The sequence below is a fragment of the Phytopseudomonas seleniipraecipitans genome (assembly GCF_900102335.1).
Lineage (GTDB): Bacteria > Pseudomonadota > Gammaproteobacteria > Pseudomonadales > Pseudomonadaceae > Aquipseudomonas > Aquipseudomonas seleniipraecipitans.
In genome coordinates this window covers 464241-483806 of sequence record NZ_FNBM01000002.1, presented here as the reverse complement: position 1 = coordinate 483806, position 19566 = coordinate 464241, and the positions used below count along the sequence as shown (strand labels likewise).

Annotated in this window: 21 protein-coding genes; 16 read left to right on the top strand and 5 right to left on the bottom strand. The window is 63.0% G+C overall.

Going from position 1 to position 19566, the window contains the following annotated elements:
- Positions 1 to 35: 35 nt before the first annotated feature.
- The gene (locus BLS60_RS07065; protein WP_092366257.1) at positions 36 to 677 is read right to left on the bottom strand and encodes an oxidoreductase; all 642 of its coding nucleotides are present in this window, start codon (positions 675 to 677) and stop codon (positions 36 to 38) included.
- Positions 678 to 758: 81 nt separating this feature from the next.
- Positions 759 to 2465 carry a C13 family peptidase gene (locus BLS60_RS07060; protein WP_092366254.1) on the bottom strand — a complete coding sequence of 569 codons (1707 nt, stop codon included), beginning with the start codon at positions 2463 to 2465 and terminating at the stop codon, positions 759 to 761.
- Between the two features lie 195 nt (positions 2466 to 2660).
- Here BLS60_RS07060 and BLS60_RS07055 point away from each other — a divergent pair, with 195 nt between their 5' ends.
- The 3 genes from BLS60_RS07055 to BLS60_RS07045 are packed head-to-tail and all read left to right on the top strand — an operon-like array spanning position 2661 to position 4338.
- On the top strand, positions 2661 to 3023 hold the full coding sequence (locus BLS60_RS07055) for a CidA/LrgA family protein (RefSeq protein ID WP_092366251.1): 363 nt from the start codon (positions 2661 to 2663) through the stop codon (positions 3021 to 3023).
- Entirely contained in the window at positions 3023 to 3736 is a 714-nt protein-coding gene (locus BLS60_RS07050; protein ID WP_070880758.1) for an LrgB family protein, read from the top strand. The genes BLS60_RS07055 and BLS60_RS07050 overlap by 1 nt, the downstream gene beginning before the upstream one ends.
- Positions 3737 to 3744: 8 nt before the next feature.
- Positions 3745 to 4338 carry an LON peptidase substrate-binding domain-containing protein gene (locus tag BLS60_RS07045; RefSeq protein WP_092366248.1) on the top strand — a complete coding sequence of 198 codons (594 nt, stop codon included), beginning with the start codon at positions 3745 to 3747 and terminating at the stop codon, positions 4336 to 4338.
- Here BLS60_RS07045 and BLS60_RS07040 read toward each other — a convergent pair.
- On the bottom strand, positions 4332 to 5648 hold the full coding sequence (locus BLS60_RS07040; protein WP_092366245.1) for a bifunctional DedA family/phosphatase PAP2 family protein: 1317 nt from the start codon (positions 5646 to 5648) through the stop codon (positions 4332 to 4334). The genes BLS60_RS07045 and BLS60_RS07040 overlap by 7 nt on opposite strands.
- A 264-nt stretch (positions 5649 to 5912) precedes the next feature.
- On the opposite strand from BLS60_RS07040, the gene BLS60_RS07035 reads away from it, so the two are divergent.
- The 11 genes from BLS60_RS07035 (at position 5913) to lipB (ending at position 16091) form a co-directional block, all read left to right on the top strand.
- On the top strand, positions 5913 to 7178 hold the full coding sequence (locus BLS60_RS07035; protein WP_070880761.1) for a glutamate-5-semialdehyde dehydrogenase: 1266 nt from the start codon (positions 5913 to 5915) through the stop codon (positions 7176 to 7178).
- A complete protein-coding gene (gene nadD, locus BLS60_RS07030; protein WP_070880762.1) occupies positions 7178 to 7822 on the top strand; it encodes a nicotinate-nucleotide adenylyltransferase in 645 nt (214 codons plus the stop codon). Before BLS60_RS07035 ends, nadD begins: the two co-directional genes overlap by 1 nt.
- Before the next feature lie 42 nt (positions 7823 to 7864).
- Positions 7865 to 8224, top strand: coding sequence for a ribosome silencing factor (gene rsfS, locus BLS60_RS07025; protein WP_070880806.1), 360 nt, complete (start codon positions 7865 to 7867; stop codon positions 8222 to 8224).
- A gap of 9 nt (positions 8225 to 8233) precedes the next feature.
- Positions 8234 to 8701: a 23S rRNA (pseudouridine(1915)-N(3))-methyltransferase RlmH gene (rlmH, locus tag BLS60_RS07020; RefSeq protein WP_042554860.1), complete on the top strand. Its 468-nt coding sequence runs from the start codon at positions 8234 to 8236 to the stop codon at positions 8699 to 8701.
- Between the two features lie 12 nt (positions 8702 to 8713).
- Positions 8714 to 10618 carry a penicillin-binding protein 2 gene (gene mrdA / locus BLS60_RS07015; RefSeq protein ID WP_092366242.1) on the top strand — a complete coding sequence of 635 codons (1905 nt, stop codon included), beginning with the start codon at positions 8714 to 8716 and terminating at the stop codon, positions 10616 to 10618.
- 2 nt (positions 10619 to 10620) lie between these two features.
- Complete coding sequence (gene rodA, locus BLS60_RS07010) at positions 10621 to 11766, top strand: rod shape-determining protein RodA (protein ID WP_092366563.1); 1146 nt, start codon at positions 10621 to 10623, stop codon at positions 11764 to 11766.
- 17 nt (positions 11767 to 11783) lie between these two features.
- Positions 11784 to 12797 carry a lytic murein transglycosylase B gene (gene mltB / locus BLS60_RS07005; RefSeq protein ID WP_092366560.1) on the top strand — a complete coding sequence of 338 codons (1014 nt, stop codon included), beginning with the start codon at positions 11784 to 11786 and terminating at the stop codon, positions 12795 to 12797.
- Positions 12794 to 13810 (top strand): septal ring lytic transglycosylase RlpA family protein, encoded by a 1017-nt coding sequence (locus tag BLS60_RS07000; RefSeq protein WP_070880765.1) that lies wholly within the window; start codon positions 12794 to 12796, stop codon positions 13808 to 13810. Before mltB ends, BLS60_RS07000 begins: the two co-directional genes overlap by 4 nt.
- A gap of 135 nt (positions 13811 to 13945) precedes the next feature.
- The gene (locus BLS60_RS06995; RefSeq protein ID WP_070880766.1) at positions 13946 to 15121 is read left to right on the top strand and encodes a D-alanyl-D-alanine carboxypeptidase family protein; all 1176 of its coding nucleotides are present in this window, start codon (positions 13946 to 13948) and stop codon (positions 15119 to 15121) included.
- 68 nt (positions 15122 to 15189) lie between these two features.
- Positions 15190 to 15468: a DUF493 domain-containing protein gene (locus BLS60_RS06990; protein WP_070880767.1), complete on the top strand. Its 279-nt coding sequence runs from the start codon at positions 15190 to 15192 to the stop codon at positions 15466 to 15468.
- Positions 15468 to 16091: a lipoyl(octanoyl) transferase LipB gene (gene lipB, locus BLS60_RS06985; RefSeq protein ID WP_092366239.1), complete on the top strand. Its 624-nt coding sequence runs from the start codon at positions 15468 to 15470 to the stop codon at positions 16089 to 16091. The genes BLS60_RS06990 and lipB overlap by 1 nt, the downstream gene beginning before the upstream one ends.
- A gap of 119 nt (positions 16092 to 16210) precedes the next feature.
- Here the strand turns inward: lipB and lipA are convergent, their stop codons facing one another.
- Entirely contained in the window at positions 16211 to 17263 is a 1053-nt protein-coding gene (gene lipA / locus BLS60_RS06980; protein ID WP_092366236.1) for a lipoyl synthase, read from the bottom strand.
- Positions 17264 to 17416: 153 nt separating this feature from the next.
- Positions 17417 to 17821, bottom strand: coding sequence for a RidA family protein (locus BLS60_RS06975; RefSeq protein ID WP_070880769.1), 405 nt, complete (start codon positions 17819 to 17821; stop codon positions 17417 to 17419).
- A gap of 133 nt (positions 17822 to 17954) precedes the next feature.
- Between BLS60_RS06975 and BLS60_RS06970 the strand changes: the two genes are divergently transcribed.
- Together BLS60_RS06970 and BLS60_RS06965 are read left to right on the top strand one after the other, a co-directional pair.
- Positions 17955 to 18881 (top strand): LysR family transcriptional regulator, encoded by a 927-nt coding sequence (locus tag BLS60_RS06970; RefSeq protein WP_092366233.1) that lies wholly within the window; start codon positions 17955 to 17957, stop codon positions 18879 to 18881.
- 63 nt (positions 18882 to 18944) lie between these two features.
- Positions 18945 to 19553, top strand: coding sequence for a pseudouridine synthase (locus BLS60_RS06965; RefSeq protein WP_070880809.1), 609 nt, complete (start codon positions 18945 to 18947; stop codon positions 19551 to 19553).
- The last annotated feature ends 13 nt before the right edge of the window (positions 19554 to 19566 follow it).

Below are 19566 nucleotides of genomic sequence, written 5' to 3'. Positions count from 1 at the left end.
CTTTTGCGGCGCCGAGTCGTTTTACACCTCGGCTGCTAACGGCCGAGGCGGTGCAGCTCATCCGATTCGACCACCCGCAGGCCTTCGTCTTCCTCCAGCGCCAGGCGCCACAGCGCGCGTGCCAGAGCGGTGACGTCGATGGCTCGGTGCTTGCCCGGCAGCCAACGCATGAACGGCGCGGCCAGGCTTTCGCCAAGGCGATATTCGTTACGAGGGCCGAGCAATAACGAGGGCCGGGCCAGGGTCAGTTGTGGCCAGCCCTGCGCCTTGAGTGCTTCCTCGGTTTCGCCCTTTACTCGGTTGTAGAACACCGAGGAATCGGGATTGGCGCCAATGGCGCTGACCACCAGCAAGTGCCGTGCACCCAGCTCCAGGGCGCGCTGGGCAAATGCCAGCACCAGGTCATGATCGACTGCGCGAAATGCATCCTGCGAGCCTGCCTGTTTCATGGTGCTGCCCAGGCAGCAGAAGGCGGTGTGGATCGGGCCATCGAGTTGTGGCAGTAAATCGAGCATCTCGCCAACCGGGTTGACCAGGTTGGGGTGTTCGGCCAATGGCTTGCGACTCGGTGCCAGCACGCGCTCGACGGTGGGTTCGTTGAGCAGGCGATCAAGCAGGTGTTCGCCGGTCATCCCGGAGGCGCCTGCCAGAAGAATGTGCTGGGGGGTCAGGTACATGGTCGATCCTCGACTGCTGTTTCGATTCATGGGCTCTGTACGCACGTTACCTGCATGCGGCGGCTTGCGTACCGACTCAGTTTAGAGGGCAGCGCCCGATTGATCGTTCAAGGCCGCTGCGCTTGGCTGTGCGCGCAAGGCGTTCCAGTGCTGCAACACGGCAGCGGGCGCCCAGATCTGCGGCTCGGAGGGCTCGAAGCCTTCGGCTTGCTCGCGCTCGGCGACGGCGGCGCTAGCTAGGTCGAAGGCACGTTGCAGATCATCGGTCTGCTGCAGCGCTTCGGCGAACAGCGCCCGGCCGAAGTAGGTGAAATCGGCCTCTTCCGAGCAGCCGAACGAAACCCGATCAGCCCGTGCGGCGGTCATCAGCAGGGTCTTGTCATTTTTGAGCGCCGGGATGAAACCGCCGGAATAGCACGCGGAAATCACCACCACCTTGTGGCGGTCGGCCAGCGGCTGCAACAGACCAGCCAGCTCGTCAGCCGGCAGGTCGGCCAGTTGCAGGCGTGGCTGATCGAGATTCAGCTCGTGCGTGCGCGAGCCGTGGCTGGTCAGGTAGATGAACACCAGGTCTTCCGGGCCGCTGCGCTCGGCGATCGCCTGCACCGCGCGGCGCAGGTTCTCGCGGGTCGCCAGCGGACGGTCGGTCAGGTGGTCGCGGTGGTTGGCCAGGGTGATGCGGCCACGGGCGGCGAAGCGTTCGGTGAGCAAGTTGGCGACGTAATCGGCCTCGCGTAGGAACACGCTCTGTTTGCCATCGCCGGCCAGCGTGAGGGCATAGAGCTCGCTACGCGGGGTGGACGGCGGTAGCGCAGCGATGGCTTGGTCGAGCAGTTCGCCCTGTTTCAACAGGCCGATTTCCAGTGGGTCGGGCAGGGCCTGGCCGTGTTCGTCCCGCACGCGCAGGCCGCGTTGCCACGTGCCCTGTTGGCGAGTGCCATCGGCAAGCGTCAGGGTGCCTTCGCCATGAAAGCGGCCGTTGACGAAATGCCCCTGGTAACGGCTGCCATCGGCCTGCAGCAGCAGGCCCGCACCCTGGTAGCGCCAATCCTTGAATTGCCCTTGGTAGCGATTGCCGTCGCTGCCGGTGTATTCACCTTTGCCGGTGAGGGCGCCATCCACGAAGGTGCCGCTCCAGGCATCACCGGTGGCGCTCTGGTAGCGGCCCTGGCCATTGAACAGGCTGTCCTGCAGCTCACCGTCGTAGCTGTCGCCCTCGCTGCTGCGGTAGTTGCCGGCGCCCTTCAGTTGGCCGCCGACGAAATGGCCGGACAGCTGGTTGCCGAGTTCGTCCTCGCGTACGCCCTGACCATCCGGCAGGCCATTCACGAAATGTCCTTGGAAGCGGCTGCCGTCGGTCTGCTCCAGGGTGCCGAAACCGTGGAAGCGACCGGCGCGAAATTGCCCGCGGTAGGTCTGGCCAGCCTCTTCCAGTGTGCCTTCGCCGCCGAAGCGGCCCTTGGCGAATCCGCCGCTGTAACGGCTGCCGTCGGCCATTTTCAGGTTGCCCTGGCCGGAGAAGCTGCCTGCCGCGAATTCGCCGACATAGTGCTGGCCATCGGCACCCTGCCATTCACCGGCACCGTGGCGCTGACCGTCGAGGAAGTGGCCGACGAACCAGCTGCCGTCGGCGTAGTCCAGGCGGCCCTCACCCTGCAGCAGGCCATCCACTACGTCGCCGTGATAGCGCGAGCCGTCCGGCAAGATGGCGTCAGGCGGCAGCAGCGGGGCGCTCTGGCCGCAGGCAGTGAGGGACAGAATCAGGACCAGAGGCGCGAGGCGGAACATGCGGGGACATCCAGGTCAGATAAGCAATGTCGGCAGTATGCCGCAAGCGTCTGGTGACGCCCAGGCAGACGCAGTGAGCGGGGCGCTGCAGCGCTGGCGGCGTTCCGAGAGCCCGCCTTACCTGCCTATAATGGCTGCCTTGTACGGTGGCGCACCCTGCCCGGGTGCCCGCCCCAGCGTCTGAGGGGAGTCTTCATGCTGCTTCGTGGCCTGTTCTGGCTGGTGCTGTGCCAACTGCTCGGCACGGCGATCAATGCGCTGTTTCTGCCGATGCTGCCGGGGCCGATCCTCGGCATGCTGCTGTTGGTGGGGTTCCTGCTCTGTCGCGGGCGGGTCGATGAGCCGATCCAGCAGGCCGCCAGTGGCCTGCTCAAATACTTGCCGCTGCTGCTGGTGCCGCCCGCGGTGGGCGTAATGGCCTATGCCGAGGCGATCGTCGCCGATTTCTGGGCGGTAATCGGTGCGCTGGTGCTGTCGCTGATTCTCTCGCTGGTGTTCGCCGGCTGGATGATGCAAAAGCTGATCGAACGGCAGGCACGCCGCGGGGAGCGCGGGTGATGCTCGACTGGCACGGCGCCTGGATGGCCGTTACCCATCATCCGCTGTTTGGCGCCGGCATCACACTGGGTGCTTATCAGCTGGCCATTGCGGTCTACGAGAAGACCCGGCTGGTTTTCCTGCAGCCGGTGCTGGTTTCTACCTTGCTGGTCATCGCTATTTTGCTGCTCTGTGGGTTGACCTTTGCCGAATACAACAGCGGTGCCGAGGCGCTGACGGTGTTTCTGGGGCCAGCGACCGTAGCGCTGGCGGTGCCGTTGTACCTTAACCTCAAACGCATCCGCGAAATATTCTGGCCTACCGTGCTGACGCTGTTGATTGCCGGGGTGATAGCCACCGCGCTCGGCGTAAGCCTGGCCTGGCTGCTGGGTGCCGAGCACAACATGCTGATGAGCATGGCGCCCAAGTCAGTGACTTCGCCAATCGCCATGCTGGTAGCCAGCCAGATCGGTGGCTTGGCCGCATTGGCGGCGGTGTTCGTGATGATTACCGGCGTGCTGGGGGCGATCATCGGGCCGTCGTTGCTGCGCTGGTGCGGCGTTCACCACCACGCCGCCGTCGGTATGGCGCTGGGCATGACTGCCCACGCGGTCGGCACTTCTCGCGCCATGCAGGAAAGCGAGGAATGCGGCGCCTTCGCGGCCCTGGCCATGAGCCTGATGGGCGTATTCACTGCCATCCTGCTGCCCCTGGCTATCGTCTTTCTGAGTTGAGAACTGCAATGACCCTACCTCTATTTCCGCTGCACACTGTCCTGTTCCCCGGCTGCGTGCTGGACCTGCAGATATTCGAAGCGCGCTATCTGGATATGGTTAGCCGCTGCATGAAGCAAGGCGAAGGTTTTGGCGTGGTGTGCATCGTCGAAGGCGATGAGGTCGGCGATGCTGTCGAGCGCATCGCGCAGACCGGCTGCGAGGCGCTTATCACCGATTTTCAACAGCGCCCCAACGGGCTATTGGGTATTCGTGTGCAGGGCGGCCGCAGGTTTAACGTCAAGCAGGCGCAGGTGCTGCCCGACAAGCTGACGCTGGCGCACGTCGAATGGCTCGAGGAACAGCCACAGCGGTCTCTGGAAGAGGAACATGCTGACTTGCTCGCGTTGCTTGGCGCGCTGGCCGAACACCCGATGGTCGCCAGCCTGGACATGGGCGGTGGCGCCGACAGCCAGGCCGAACTGGCCGACAAGCTCGCCTACCTGCTGCCATTCAGCGCTGAGCAAAAGATCGGCCTGCTGGCCGAGCCAGACGCCGCCCAGCGCCTGGTCATGCTGCAAGAACTGGTCGAACAGCTGCAGAGCGACGGTGCGGCTCAGTAGCGATAGATCTCCACTCCAGCGGACATTCGCCACAGCGCCATGCAGGTCAGCAGTGCAATGCAGCTGGGCAGGATCATCCACCAGACCTTCGTTGGCAGCGGCGGCAGCGACGCGAAGCGCTGCATCATCGCCAGGCTCAGCGCACACAGGCTGCTGGCCAGCAGGGCGCCGGCGATGATATCGCTCGGCCAATGCACGCCCAGGTAGACCCGCGACATCGCAATAGCGAGGGCTGGCATGCAGGCCAGCAGAATCCAGGTCAGGCGCAGGCGCGCAGGCAGGCCACGACCCGCGAGTATGGCCAGGGTCAGGAAGAAGGCGAACGCTGCCGAGCTATGGCCGCTGGGAAAACTGTAGGTATGCAGCGGCTCGAGCAGTACCTCGGGGCGTGCCCTTTCGAACAGGCCCTTGAGTGCGCCATTAGCCAGCGCTGTGCTGAGCATGGCGCCCGTCGCGAACAGCAGGGCCTGCCATTTACGGGCAACTAGCAGCAGCACGCAGAGCAGGGCGGCAACCGCCAACTGAACATCGAAATCGCCGAAGTGAGTGATTAGTACCGCTACATAATCGAAGCGCGGGCTGCGCTCCTCCTGAATCAGGGTGATCAGCCCTTGATCCAGCTGAATGAGATGCGGCCAGCCGACGAACAGCGCAAGCAGCATAATTACGCCCAGGCCGCCGGCGATGAGGCTGGCCTGGTGTTGTTCGCGCAGGCTGCTTTGTACGGTCAGCACCAGCAGCAGTGCCAGACCGCCTGCGACCACCGCGGCTTGTGGCCAGAAACCCGGCGGCAGTGGCAGGCGCAACGCGGCACCGGCTGCCCAGCCAGGCGCCAGATAGGCGACCGCCCAGCCAGCGGCGGCGAGCATGCTCACGGCAATGAAGCGGCCCAGTGGCATGCTCAGCATGCCGGCAACCATCGGCAGCATCGGCCGCAGCGGGCCGATGTAGCGGCCTAGCAGCAGACTGGCAACGCCGTAGCGCTCGAAGTAACTTTCCGCACCGCTGAGCCACTGCGGGTGGCTGCGCAGGCCTGGCAGGCGGCGAATGTCCTGGTGGAAATAGCGGCCCAGGGCATAGGAAATAGCGTCGCCAAGCAGGCCGCCAAAATATGCCAGCGCCAGGGTTTCCCAGAGGCTCAGCGCACCGTTGCCGGCCATCACGCCGACGGCGAACAGCAGCACAGTGCCAGGGACAATGATGCCGGCAATGGCCAGGCATTCAATGCACGCGATCAGGAAGATCGCCAGGCCCAGCCACTGCGGGTGAGCCGCCAGCCAGGTAGTCAGACTATCGAGCCATTGGCCCATGGGTGGACACCTAATAGATGAGAAATCGCAGCCTTCGACCCGTGCACGTGAAAAGCGGTTCCTTTGCCGAATTACGGCGCAGGCCAGTGAGGGCGAGCGATCATAGCAACAAGCCGCTGATTTGCGATGGTGCCTATATGCGGCCCAATCACGCGGTACAGCCAGTTACAAGGCTTTCACGACCATCTGCCCGGCGCTGCTGTGCGCGGCGCGGCATGCCCGCTATACTCAGCAACTTTTTCCAGCTGCCAGACCTGAGTTGCCATGACCGAGTCCGTGCTTGACTACATGACCCGCCTGGGCCGCGCCGCCCGCCAGGCTTCGCGCGTGCTTGCGCGGGCCAGCACCGCGCAGAAGAACCAGGCCCTGCAAGCCGCCGCCGCTGCGCTCGACGCCGCCCGCGCCGAGTTGAGCGCCGCCAATGAGTTGGACTTGGCCGCCGGCCGTGCCAACGGTCTGGAGCCGGCAATGCTCGACCGCCTGGCGCTGACGCCCAAGGTCATCGACAGCATGATCGAAGGCCTGCGCCAGGTTGCCACGCTGCCGGATCCCATTGGTGAAATTCAGGGTATGCGCTACCTGCCGTCCGGCATTCAGGTCGGCAAGATGCGCGTGCCGCTGGGCGTGATCGGCATCATCTACGAATCGCGGCCCAACGTGACCATCGATGCGGCCAGCCTGTGCCTGAAATCCGGCAACGCCACCATCCTGCGTGGCGGCTCCGAGGCGATTCATTCCAATCAGGCCATTGCGCGCTGCATCCAGGACGGTCTGGCCGAAGCCGGTTTGCCGGCCAGTGCCGTGCAGGTCGTGGAAACCACCGACCGCGCCGCAGTCGGCGCATTGATTACCTTGCCCGAGTTCGTCGATGTGATCGTGCCGCGCGGTGGTAAAGGCCTGATCGAGCGCATCAGCCGTGAAGCCAAGGTGCCGGTGATCAAGCATCTCGACGGCGTTTGCCACGTGTATGTGGATATCGCCGCCGACCTCGACAAGGCCATCCGCGTTTGCGACAACTCGAAAACTCAGCGCTATTCGCCGTGCAACACCATGGAAACCCTGCTGGTGCATGCCGATATCGCCGCGCGTCTACTGCCACCGCTGGCCGCCATCTACCGTGACAAGGGCGTGGAGCTACGCGGTGACGCGCAGACCCGCGCACTGCTGGGCCGCGACGTGCTGGAGGCCAGCGAAGACGACTGGTACGCCGAGTACAACGCGCCGATCCTGGCGATCCGCGTGGTCGACTCGCTGGATGCGGCTATCGAACACATCAACACCTACGGCTCGCAGCACACCGACGCGATCATCACCGAAAACTTCAGCGATGCCCGGCGCTTCCTTACCGAAGTGGATTCCAGCTCGGTAATGGTCAACGCCTCGACACGCTTCGCCGACGGTTTTGAATACGGCCTGGGCGCGGAGATCGGTATTTCCACCGACAAGCTGCATGCCCGCGGGCCGGTCGGTCTGCTGGGGCTGACCAGCGAGAAGTACGTGGTGTTCGGCGACGGGCACGTGCGCGCCTGATGGCAAGCTGCAAGCGCATCGGATTGTTGGGCGGTACCTTCGATCCGGTGCATATCGGCCACTTGCGCGGCGCGCTCGAGGTGGTCGAATTCATGGGGTTGGACGAGCTGCGGCTGATTCCCAGCGCGCGTCCACCGCATCGGGAAACGCCGCAGGTCGGCGCGCAGGATCGCTTGGCGATGGTCGAGCAGGCCGTTGCGGGTTTACCGCCGCTGCGGGTGGATGACCGCGAGCTACAGCGCGACAAGCCGTCCTACAGCATCGATACCCTGGAGTCGCTGCGGGGCGAACTGGCGGCGGATGATCAGCTGTTTTTGATTCTAGGTTGGGATGCCTTTTGTGGCTTGCCGGCCTGGCATCGGTGGGACGAGTTGCTATGCCATTGCCACATTCTGGTGTTGCAGCGCCCGGACGCCGACAGTGAAGCGAGCGAGCCGCTACGCGACCTGCTGGCAGCACGCAATATCGCTGACCCGCTGGCGCTGAAAGGGCCGGCAGGGCAGATTTCGTTTATCTGGCAGACACCGCTGGCGGTGTCTGCCACCCAGATCCGTTCGCTGCTGGCGAACGGCCGCTCGGTGCGCTTTCTGGTGCCCGACGCGGTGCTGGCTTATATCAACGCCCATGGACTGTACCGTGGGTGAATCGAACACGAGGCAAACGAGTTAGTTATGACGAAGCAAACCATGCACAGTGAAGACCTGGTCAAGCTGGCCATCGCAGCACTGGAAGAGATCAAGGCCCAGGACATCACCACCATCGACGTGCGTGACAAGACCAGCATCACCGACTTCATGGTGATCGCCAGCGGCACCTCCAGCCGTCACGTCAAGTCGCTGGTCGACAACGTGCTGGAAAAGACCAAGGAGCAGGGCGTGCGGCCGATCGGCAGCGAAGGCCTGGACAGCGGCGAATGGGCATTGCTCGACCTGGGCGATATCGTCGTTCACGTGATGCTGCCGACCGCTCGCCAGTTCTATGACCTGGAGCGTTTGTGGCAGGGCGCCGAGCAGAGCCGCGCGCAGCACGGTGCAGAAGGCGAGTAAGGGACTGTCGTGCGTATCAAACTGATTGCCGTCGGCTCGCGCATGCCGCGCTGGGTCGAGGACGGCTGGCAGGAATACGCCAAGCGCATGCCGTCCGAGCTGTCGCTGGAGCTGGTGGAAATTCCCCTGACCACGCGCGGCAAGAACGCCGACGTGGCGCGGATGATCCGCCAGGAAGGCGAAGCGATGCTGGCCAAGGTGCAGCCTGGGGAACGCATCGTTACCCTGGAAGTCGAAGGGCGACCCTGGAGCACCGAGCAACTGGCCGTCGAGCTCGACAAGTGGCGGCTGGACTCGCGCACCGTCAACCTCATGGTCGGCGGCCCGGAAGGGCTGGCTCCCGAGGTTCAGGCGCGCAGCGAGCAGCGCTGGTCACTGTCGCCGCTGACCCTGCCTCACCCGCTGGTACGGATACTGGTCGGCGAACAGATTTATCGGGCCTGGACGGTATTGTCCGGTCACCCGTACCACAAGTAGTCAGCCGTTCCGATGCCCCAGCCGATTCGCCTAAAAGACCACGAAAAGGACGCACGCCTGATTCGCAAGCGTGCGTTGGTTGGTGGCGCGTTTTTTCTGGCGCTGACTTGTCTGCTGGTGGGTCGTCTCTATTATCTGCAGGTCATTCAGTACGAGTACCACTCGACGCTGGCAGAGAACAACCGCATCCACGTACAGCCGATTCCGCCGAACCGCGGGCTGATCTACGACCGCAATGGCGAGATCATCGCTGACAACCGGCCCAGCTTCAGCCTGACCCTGACCCGCGAGCGCGCCGGTAATTGGGAGCAGGTACTGGATGTGATCGTCGAAGTACTGGAGCTCACGCCAGATGACCGCGAACTGTTCGAGAAACGAGTGCGCCAGGGACGGCGACCGTTCGAGCCAGTGCCGGTGCTGTTCGAGCTGAGCGAAGAGCAGATCGCGCGGCTGGCGGTCAACCAGTTCCGCCTGCCCGGCGTCGAGGTGGCCGCCCAGTTGGTGCGCCACTACCCGCAGCGTGAACATTTTGCCCACTCGGTCGGTTATGTCGGGCGTATCAACGAAAAAGAGCTCAAGGAACTCGATCCGGTCGAGTACAGCGGCACGCACCATATCGGCAAGACCGGCATCGAGCGCTTCTACGAAGATCAGCTGCACGGCAAGGTCGGCTATGAAGAGGTCGAAACAAACGCCCGTGGCCGAGTCCTGCGGGTGCTCAACCGCACCGACCCGCTGCCCGGCAAGGATGTGATCCTCACGCTCGACGTGCGTCTGCAGGAGGCTGCAGAGGCAGCGCTGGGTGGCCGGCGAGGAGCCATTGTGGCCATTCAGCCATCGACTGGCGAAGTACTGGCAATGGTCAGCCAGCCAAGTTTCGATCCCAATCCGTTTGTCACCGGGATCAGTTTCAAAGCCTATGCGGAATTGCGCGATTCCATCGACCGACCGCTTTATAACCGCGTGCTTCGCGGTTTGTATCCGCCAGGCTCGACGATCAAACCGATGGTCGCGGTCGCCGGCCTGGATGCCGGAGTTATCACCCCGACGTCGCGGGTATTCGATCCAGGCTTCTACCAATTGGCCAACCACAGCCACAAGTATCGCAACTGGAACCGCACCGGCGACGGCTGGGTGGACCTGAACCTGGCGATCATGCGGTCCAACGATACCTACTTTTACGACCTGGCCCACAAGATGGGCATCGATCGCTTGCATGATTACATGACCCGCTTCGGTATTGGCCAGCGCGTTTCTCTGGACATGTTCGAAGAGACTGCCGGCCTGATGCCGTCGCGTGACTGGAAGCGTGCGCGCTATCGTCAGCCCTGGTACCCCGGCGAGACGCTGATTCTGGGGATTGGCCAAGGCTACATGCAGACCACACCCTTGCAGTTGGCTCAGGCCACGGCGCTGGTCGCTACCAAAGGCAAGTGGATTCGTCCGCACCTGGCCAAGACCATCGATGGGCAGTTGCCACACGACGAAAACCCGATTGACGATATCGTGCTGCGTGACCCCAAATCCTGGGATTACGCGCGCCTCGGCATGGAAGCAGTGATGCATGGCGCGCGCGGTACGGCTCGCAAGGTCGGTGAAGCCGCGGCTTACCGCATCGCCGGCAAGAGCGGCACGGCGCAGGTCGTGGCGATTAAGCAGGGCGAAAAATATGACCGCAGCAAGGTGCAGGAGCGCCATCGCGACCATGCCCTGTTCGTTGGCTTCGCACCCGCAGAAAACCCGCAGATCGTCGTCGCGGTGATGGTCGAAAACGGTGAGTCCGGCTCGGGTGTCGGTGCGCCGGTGGTCAAGCAGGTGATGGACGCCTGGTTGCTCGATGAGAGTGGCCAGCTCAAGGCCGAATACACCACGCCAGCGGCTTCGGCACCGCTCAACGCAGAGGTGAAGCATCCATGAGCCTGACCGGTAGCTTCGACCGCACGCTTTCCACCGATGACGTGCTGCGTCGCCGTTCCAGCCTGCTGCAGCGTTTGCACATTGACGGCATTCTGCTGTTGCTGTTGCTGCTGCTCGCCACTGGCAGCCTGTTCATCCTCTATTCGGCCAGCGGCAAGAACCTCGATCTGCTGACCAAGCAGGCCAGCTCATTCGGCATCGGCCTGGTGGCGATGGTGATCATCGCCCAGTTCGAGCCGCGCTTCATGGCGCGCTGGGTGCCGCTGGGCTACCTGGGCGGCGTTGCATTGCTGGTGGTGGTCGATGTCATGGGCCACAACGCCATGGGCGCTACCCGCTGGATCAACATTCCAGGGGTGATCCGTTTCCAGCCCTCGGAATTTATGAAGATCCTGATGCCGGCGACCATGGCCTGGTATTTGTCCAAGCGCACGCTGCCGCCCAGCCTCAAGCATGTGGCGGTCAGCCTGGCGCTGATCGTCACCCCATTCGTGCTGATTTTGCTGCAGCCGGACCTCGGCACCTCGGTGCTGATTCTGGCATCCGGTGCGTTCGTGCTGTTCATGGCCGGGCTGCAGTGGCGCTGGATCGTCGGCGCTGTCGCCGCGCTCGCGCCAATCGCCACGGCGATGTGGTTCTTCGTCATGCACGACTACCAGAAGCGCCGGGTACTGACCTTCATGAACCCGGAAAGCGACCCGCTGGGCGCTGGCTGGAACATCATCCAGTCCAAGGCGGCAATCGGTTCCGGCGGGGTATTCGGCAAGGGGTGGCTGATGGGCACACAGTCGCACCTGGACTTTTTGCCGGAAAGCCACACGGACTTTATCATTGCGGTTCTGGCCGAAGAATTTGGCCTGATTGGTGTCTGTCTGTTGCTGCTCTTGTATGTGCTGTTGATCGCACGCGGTCTGGTGATTACCGTGCAAGCGCAGACACTGTTCGGTAAGCTGCTCGCCGGCGGTTTGACCATGACGTTCTTTGTCTATGTCTTTATCAATATCGGCATGGTCAGTGGTTTGTTGCCGGTGGTGGGTGTGCCGCTGCCGTTTATCAGTTATGGCGGCACGTCGTTGATCACGTTGTTGTCGAGTTTCGGAATTCTGATGTCCATCCACACGCACCGTAAGTGGATCGCTCAGGCTTGATTGGGGTTATGAATTCAATGCAGATTTTGCGTGGCTGGGCCGCACGACATGCACATTGGCTGGCGGTTGCCGGCCTGTTCGGTGCTCCACAGGCGATGGCTGCCAATGAATACGCGAACTCGCCGCAGGTCGGCGAATTCATCACCGAGATGACCCGTGACTACGGTTTCGCTGGCGAGCAGCTCAGCGAGTTGTTCGGCGGCGTCGAGCGCAAGCAGGCGATCCTCGACGCCATTTCGCGCCCGGCCGAACGCGTCAAGCCGTGGAAGGAATACCGCCCGATCTTCATCACCGACGCGCGCATCAACAAAGGCGTGGCGTTCTGGAACGAGCATGCCGAAGCGCTGGCGCGTGCCGAGCAGGAATACGGCGTGCCGGCCGAGATCATCGTCGCCATCATCGGCGTCGAGACTTCCTACGGCGGCAACACCGGCAGCTACCGAGTGATCGATGCGCTGTCCACGTTGGCTTTCGATTACCCGCCGCGGGCGCCGTTCTTCCGCAAGGAATTGCGTGAGTTCCTCATGCTGACCCGTGAAGAACAGGTCGACCCGGCCAGCCTGAAGGGTTCCTACGCGGGTGCCATGGGCCTGCCGCAGTTCATGCCGAGCAGCTTCCGCGCTTATGCCGTGGACTTCGACGGCGACGGCCACATCAATATCTGGAACAACCCGACCGATGCCATCGGAAGCGTGGCCAGCTACTTCAAACGGCATAAGTGGCAGCCGGGCCAACCGGTCGCCAGCCTCGCTACGGTCAAGGGCGACCAGGCCGAGCAGGGCCTGAGCGCCGGTCTCGATCCGGAAAAGAACGTCGGCGAACTGCGCGCGTTGGGCTGGTCGAGCAACGACGTGCTGGCTGATGATCTGCCGGTCACCGCGTTTCGCCTCGAAGGCGCCGAGGGCGCCGAATACTGGATTGGCCAGCCGAACTTTTACGTCATCACCCGCTACAACCGCAGCGTGATGTATGCCATGGCAGTCAATCAGTTGTCCGAGTTGCTGGTTCAGGCCCGAGGTGCCAATCAATGACGGGTCTGCCGTTCAAACTGGCCGCGTGCGGCGTTCTTGCGCTGGTGCTGGCGAGCTGTTCGTCCAGCCGCGCGCCGACAGGCACGGCGGCCACGCCTGCTGCCGGCGGCTCGCTATCCGGGCCATCCGAATTCGATCGCCCACACAAGGATGGTGCGCCCTGGTGGGATGTCGACGTCTCGAAGATTCAGGACGCCATTCCCATGCCCCATTACGGTCCGGTGAAAGCCAGCCCGTATGTGGTGTTCGGCAAACAGTACTACCCGATCGCTGATGCCCGTCGCTACAAGGCGACCGGCCCTGCATCGTGGTACGGCACCAAGTTTCACGGCCAGGCCACTGCCAACGGCGAGGCCTATGACCTGTATGGCATGACCGCGGCGCACAAGACCCTGCCGCTGCCCAGCTATGTGCGCGTGACCAACCTGGAAAATGGCAAGAGCGTGATCCTGAGGGTCAATGACCGCGGCCCGTTCTATTCCGATCGCATCATCGACCTCTCGTTTGCCGCCGCCAAGAAGCTCGGTTATGCCGAGAAGGGCACCGCGCAGGTTCACGTCGAAGGTATCGATCCGACCGAATGGTGGGCTCAGCAAGGCCGGCCGGTGCCGATGATGCTGGCAAAGCCGCAGATGGCCAAGGTCCAGCCCGCACAGGTTGCCCAGCTGCAGGCAGCCAGCGCTCCGGTCGAGCAATTTTCGCCGCCGCCAGCCCAGCACGCCGCCGCCACCGTACCGGTGCAGATCGACTCAAAAAAAAACGCTTCAGCCGCAGCGTCTGGCCTGTATCTCCAAGTGGGAGCCTTCGCCAATCCCGACGCTGCGGAGCTCCTCAAGGCCAAGTTGAGCGAGTCGGTGACTGCCCCGGTGTTCATCAACTCAGTGGTGCTCAATCAACAGATTCTGCACCGCGTCCGACTGGGTCCGATCAACAGTCAGGGCGAGGCTGAGCGGGTGCGTGACAGCATTCGCGTGGCCAATCTCGGGCAAGCAACTCTGGTCAAGGCAGACTGAAGGGCGCCGCCCTTCGATGCGGGCAACTATTTGCCCGGCCGCCTGACTAAGCAGTGAATCCCCGCCGTGTGCGGGGATAACTTCTCATATGTGCCCGCAAGGGCCTGTTCGACCATCAGCTACATAGAGAGACGGATGAAAATCACCAGCTTCGCGCAACGCATCTTCCTGTCACTTCTGCTCCTTGGCGCCTCCAGCGTCTGGGCCAGTCAGGCGCCGCTGCCGGCTCCCCCGCAATTGGCCGCCAAGTCCTATGTGCTGATGGATGGTGCCAGCGGTAACATCCTGGTCGAGAACAATGGTGACGAGCGCCTGCCGCCCGCCAGCCTGACCAAGCTGATGACCGCCTACATCGCCACCCTGGAAATTCGCAACGGCAAGATCGGCGAGCAGGACATGGTGACCATCAGCGAGCATGCCTGGCGCACCGGCGGTGCTGCTTCGGGCGGCTCCACGATGTTCTTGCCGGTGAACAGCCAGGCGTCAGTCGACGATCTGCTGCACGGCATCATCATTCAGTCGGGTAACGATGCCAGCATCGCCTTGGCCGAGCACATTGCCGGTAGCGAAGACGCGTTCGCCGACATGATGAACGCGACTGCCGAGCGTCTGGGCATGAAAAACAGCCACTTCATGAACGCCACCGGGTTGCCGCATCCGGAGCACTATTCCAGCGCTCATGACATGGCGATCCTGGCTCGCGCGATCATCAATGAAGATGCCGAGCATTACGCCATCTATTCGCAGAAAGAGTTCCTCTGGAACAACATCAAGCAGCCCAATCGCAACCTGTTGTTGTGGCGCGACCGCACCGTTGATGGCCTGAAGACTGGCCACACCAACGAAGCCGGCTTCTGCCTGGTGGCGTCGGCCGTTCGTGACGGTGCGCGGATGATCACCTCGGTGTTCGGCACCGACAGCGAGCGCGCCCGTGCTGCGGAAACTCAGAAGCTGCTGACTTACGGCTTCCGCTTCTTCGAAACCCGTACTTTCTATCAGAAAGGTGCCGAACTGGCTCAGGCGCAGGTCTGGAAGGGCCAGTCGCCGCAGGTCAAAGCCGGCCTGGCGCAGGATCTGACGCTGACCCTGCCCAAAGGCCAGCTGGAAAAGCTGCAGGCCAGCATGACCCTGAATCCGCAAATCACCGCGCCAATCGCCCAAGGCGATGTAATCGGCAAGGTCGAGGTGAAGATGGGTGACCAGGTGGTGCACAGCGCCGATCTGGTAGCGCTGGAAGCTGTCGAGGAAGGTGGCTTCTTCCGCAGCCTGTGGGATAGCATTCGCCTGTTCTTCTACGGGTTGTTTAACTGACAGCTCGCCCCCATGTAGCGATGAACGCCCTCGAACCGAGGGCGTTTCATTTTGGATCAGTGAACACCATGACCGATACCGACGTACAAGCTCCGAAAATCGAATTTCCCTGCAAGAACTATCCGATCAAGGTGATCGGTGAGGCCGGTGAAGGTTTCACCGACATGGTGATCGAGGTGATGCAGCGCCACGCGCCTGACTTCGACACCGGCACTCTGGTGACCCGCGACAGCAGCAAGGGCCGCTTCCTTTCCGTGCAGGTGCTGATTACCGCCACTGGTGTCGAGCAGCTGGAGGCTATTCACGTTGACCTACGCGCCACTGGCCGCGTGCACATGGTGCTGTAGTGACCGCCGAGCTGATCGTGCGGCACCTCGGAGTGGTCGAGTACCTGCCCACCCTGGAGGCGATGCGCACGCTGACTGCCGAACGTGACGATGCCACGCCGGACGAGATCTGGCTGCTGCAACATCCGCAGGTGTTTACCCAGGGGCAGGCCGGCAAGCCGGAGCACCTGCTGGCACCGGGTGATATTCCAGTCATACAGGTGGAGCGCGGCGGGCAGGTGACCTATCACGGGCCTGGCCAGCTGGTGGCCTACCTGATGCTCGATCTGCGTCGCCTCGGCTTGGGCGTGCGCGAGCTGGTCACCGCGATGGAGCAGACCCTGGTCGACGTGCTGGCCAGCTATGGCGTCGAAGCAGCGCCCAAAGCCGACGCGCCGGGCGTGTATGTGAAGGGTGACAAGATCGCTTCGCTGGGCCTGCGCGTGCGCCGTGGTTGCTCGTTCCATGGCCTGGCGCTCAACGTCGACATGGATATGCGCCCGTTCCAGCGCATCAATCCGTGCGGTTATGCCGGCTTGAAAATGACGCAACTCAGGGATCAATTGGACGCGCCGCTGCGTTTCGACGAGGTTGCCGAGCGCCTTGAGCGGGCTCTTCGTCAGCGCTTGGGGTATGAGCAGTAAGGCTGTTATGGCTTCACTGGAGCGCAGCTGTTTCCTGGGTATCGCTGCGCTCAACCGCAGCTACGGTTGGCCAGGCTCGCTTTTGAAGCCTGGCGTTGAGCGCAGCGATGCCCGGGTGATCAGTTGACGTTCAGCGCCGGGATCAGGCTGGTGTCAGCTTGCTGGCCGGGTACTGGAACCGGCGCGGCGAGGCCCAGGTTGTTCTTCTCGAACACCTTGTCCGCGCGGTAGCTGGAGCGCACCAGCGGGCCAGCCGCTACCTCCATGAAGCCCATTTTCAGGCCGATTTCACGGAAACGATTGAATTCGTCCGGGCTGACCCAGCGCTGCACCTTCAGGTGATTGCGGGTGGGCTGCAGGTACTGGCCAAGGGTCAGGATATCCACGCCTACGGCACGCATATCTTCCATGGCTTCGAATACTTCGTCGTCGGTCTCGCCCAGGCCCAGCATCAGGCTGGTCTTGGTGAGCACGTCCGGGCGATGGCGTTTGGCGTGTGCCAGCACGTCGAGGGTCTTGCGGTAGCCGGCGCGAGGGTCACGCACTTCGCGGGTCAGGCGATTGACGGTCTCGACGTTCTGAGCGAACACTTCAAGGCCCGAATCCACCACGCGCTCGATGGCTTCGAGATCACCGTCGAAGTCCGGCGTCAGCGCTTCGACCACCACTTGCGGGGTATTGGCCTTGATCGCCTGCACGCACGCTGCGTAGTGAGCCGCGCCGCCGTCTGGCAGGTCATCGCGGTCCACCGAGGTGAGCACGATGTAACGCAGCGCCATCAGCTCCACCGACTTGGCGGTGTTCTGCGGTTCTTCCTTGTCCAGCCAGCCATTGGGGTTGCCGGTATCGACTGCGCAGAAGCGGCACGCCCGGGTGCACACCGAGCCCATCAGCATGATGGTGGCCGTGCCGTTGGACCAGCATTCGCCCATGTTCGGGCAGTGGGATTCCTGGCAGACGGTGCTCAAGCGGTGTTCGCTGACGTTGCGTTTGACGGCTTCGAAACGACTGCCGCCCGGTGCCTTGACTCGCAGCCAGCTGGGCTTGGGTTCGTAAACCTGGGGCTCGCTCGAGGCGCGGCGCTTCTGGCCGTCCTTGATTGCGGTAATACCCTGTACGGTACGGAATTTGTCGCCGCTGGCAACGGGTTTGGGCGAGGCAGTATCGGACATCGAAAATCTCGGCTCCGGTAGGGGCTGCGGTGGCGGATGGGGAGCTTGTGGCCGCCGCGCAGTGTATCACAGAGGTATTTGTACGAGGCTCACCGTCTGTTCGCGCTGCCGTCCCTTACCCGCCGCCGCTTGGCCGGAAAGCGTTTCAGTGGATCACTTCACTGCCGCTTCCGGTAGCTTGGCGATCACCTTGATCTCGAACTGAAAACCGTACAGCCAGGTGACGCCCACGCAGGTGATGTTCGGATGTGGCGCCTCGCCCCAGTACTCGGGCACCACCTGCCAGATGGTTTCGAATTGCGCTTCGGGGTTGACGATGAACACCGTCACGTCGACCACGTCATCGAAGGTGCAATCAGCAGCCTTGAGCACGGCATTGAGGTTCTCGAAGGCCAGGCGAACCTGTGCCTTGAGGTCCGGCTCGGGTGAGCCGTCGGGGTGGCTGCCAACCTGGCCCGAGACGAACAGCAAGCCATTGCAGCGCACAGCTGGCGAGTAGCGGTTGCGCTCGTAAAGCGCCTGGCGGCCTGCTGGGAAAACTACGTCGCGGTTATTCATGTTGCCTCCTGTGGGTCAGGTCGACCCGAATAGCGGTGAGGCCACTATAGGAAGGACTGCTGGCTGGAAAAACCGGCTGGCACCGGCAACACTGTTCGGGAACTCCAAACAATCAATGGTCAGGCCTCACCACATGGATCGATTCGAAGCGATGCGGGCATTCGCTCGCGTGGTCGAAACCGGCAGCTTCACTAAGGCGGCCGATACCCTGCAAATCAGCAAAGCCACCGTGACCCAGCAGGTGCAGCAGTTGGAGGCGCGACTGCGCGTGAAGCTGCTCAATCGCACCACGCGCAGAGTCAACGTCACAGCGGATGGCGCGGCCTATTACGAGCGCGTGCTGCGCCTGCTAGCTGATATGGATGATGCTGAAACCAGCCTGTCGGATGCCTCCAGCAAGCCGCGCGGGCGGCTTCGGGTGGATGTGCCCAGCCCGTTCGCGCGGATGATTCTGGTGCCCGCGTTACCGGCTTTTTATGCGCGCTATCCGGATATCCAGCTGGCGCTGGGGGTCAGTGATCGTCTCGTCGATCTGATCGGAGAGAACGTCGACTGCGTGATCCGCGGCGGCGAGATTACCGATCAGTCACTGATGGCGCGCCGCGTCGGTGACCTTCAGTCTGGCGTGTATGCCACCCCGGGCTACCTGCAGCGCGCCGGCATCCCGGAGCACCCACAGCAGCTCGCCGACACCCACCACCGCATTGTTGGCTTCCAGTGGGGGCGAGCCGGCAAAGTGTTTACGTATGTGATGCACCGCGATGGCGAGCGCGTCGCTGTGCAGGGGCGCCATGTGTTGGTGGTCGATGACGGCAACGCCTACCTGGCCGCGGGTCTGGCCGGCATGGGCGCGTTGTGGCTGCCTCATTACATGGCGCAGCCGCATGTGCAGAGCGGCGAGCTTGTCGAGGTGTTCGAGGATTGGCAGTTCGAACCGATGCCGATGTACATCGCCTACTCGCCGAACCGTCATGTCAGCGCCAAGTTGCGCGTGTTCATCGACTGGATCGTCGAGCTGATGGCGCTGCATGCGCCGGTTATCAACCGCAGCGGGCGCTGAGGGTCGGGCTGCGGGTCGCAAAGGCGTTAAACTGCGCGTTCCGCTCTGCCAATGGCTTTCTGCATGTCCCGACCCTCCCGCCCCGCGTCACGACCGTATCGAACCGCCAAGGCGCCGCCTGCTGAACCGCGGTTGCTCGTGCTCAACAAGCCGTTCGACGTTCTCACCCAGTTCAATGATGATCAGGGCCGCGCCACGCTCAAGGATTTCGTCCCGGTAACCGGTGTGTACCCGGCCGGCCGGCTGGACCGCGACAGCGAAGGTCTGCTGCTGTTGACCAATGACGGTCAGTTGCAGGCCCGTATTGCCGACCCCAAGCACAAACTGGCCAAGACCTACTGGGTGCAGGTTGAAGGGGAGCCGACGGCTGAGCAGGTCCAGCAGCTGTGTGACGGCGTGCAGCTCAACGACGGGCCGACGCTACCCGCCGAGGCGAGGCTGCTGGATGAGCCGATCCTGTGGCCTCGCAACCCGCCGGTGCGCTTTCGCAAGAGCGTGCCAACTGCTTGGCTCGAACTGGTGATCCGTGAAGGGCGCAATCGCCAGGTACGGCGCATGACTGCCGCGGTGGGGCTGCCGACCTTGCGACTGGTGCGCGTGCGCATCGGCCCCTGGCAACTCGACGGTCTGCAGCCGGGCGAATGGCGAGACGTGCCGCCCACTCTCAAGTAGGCGGGCGCCATCC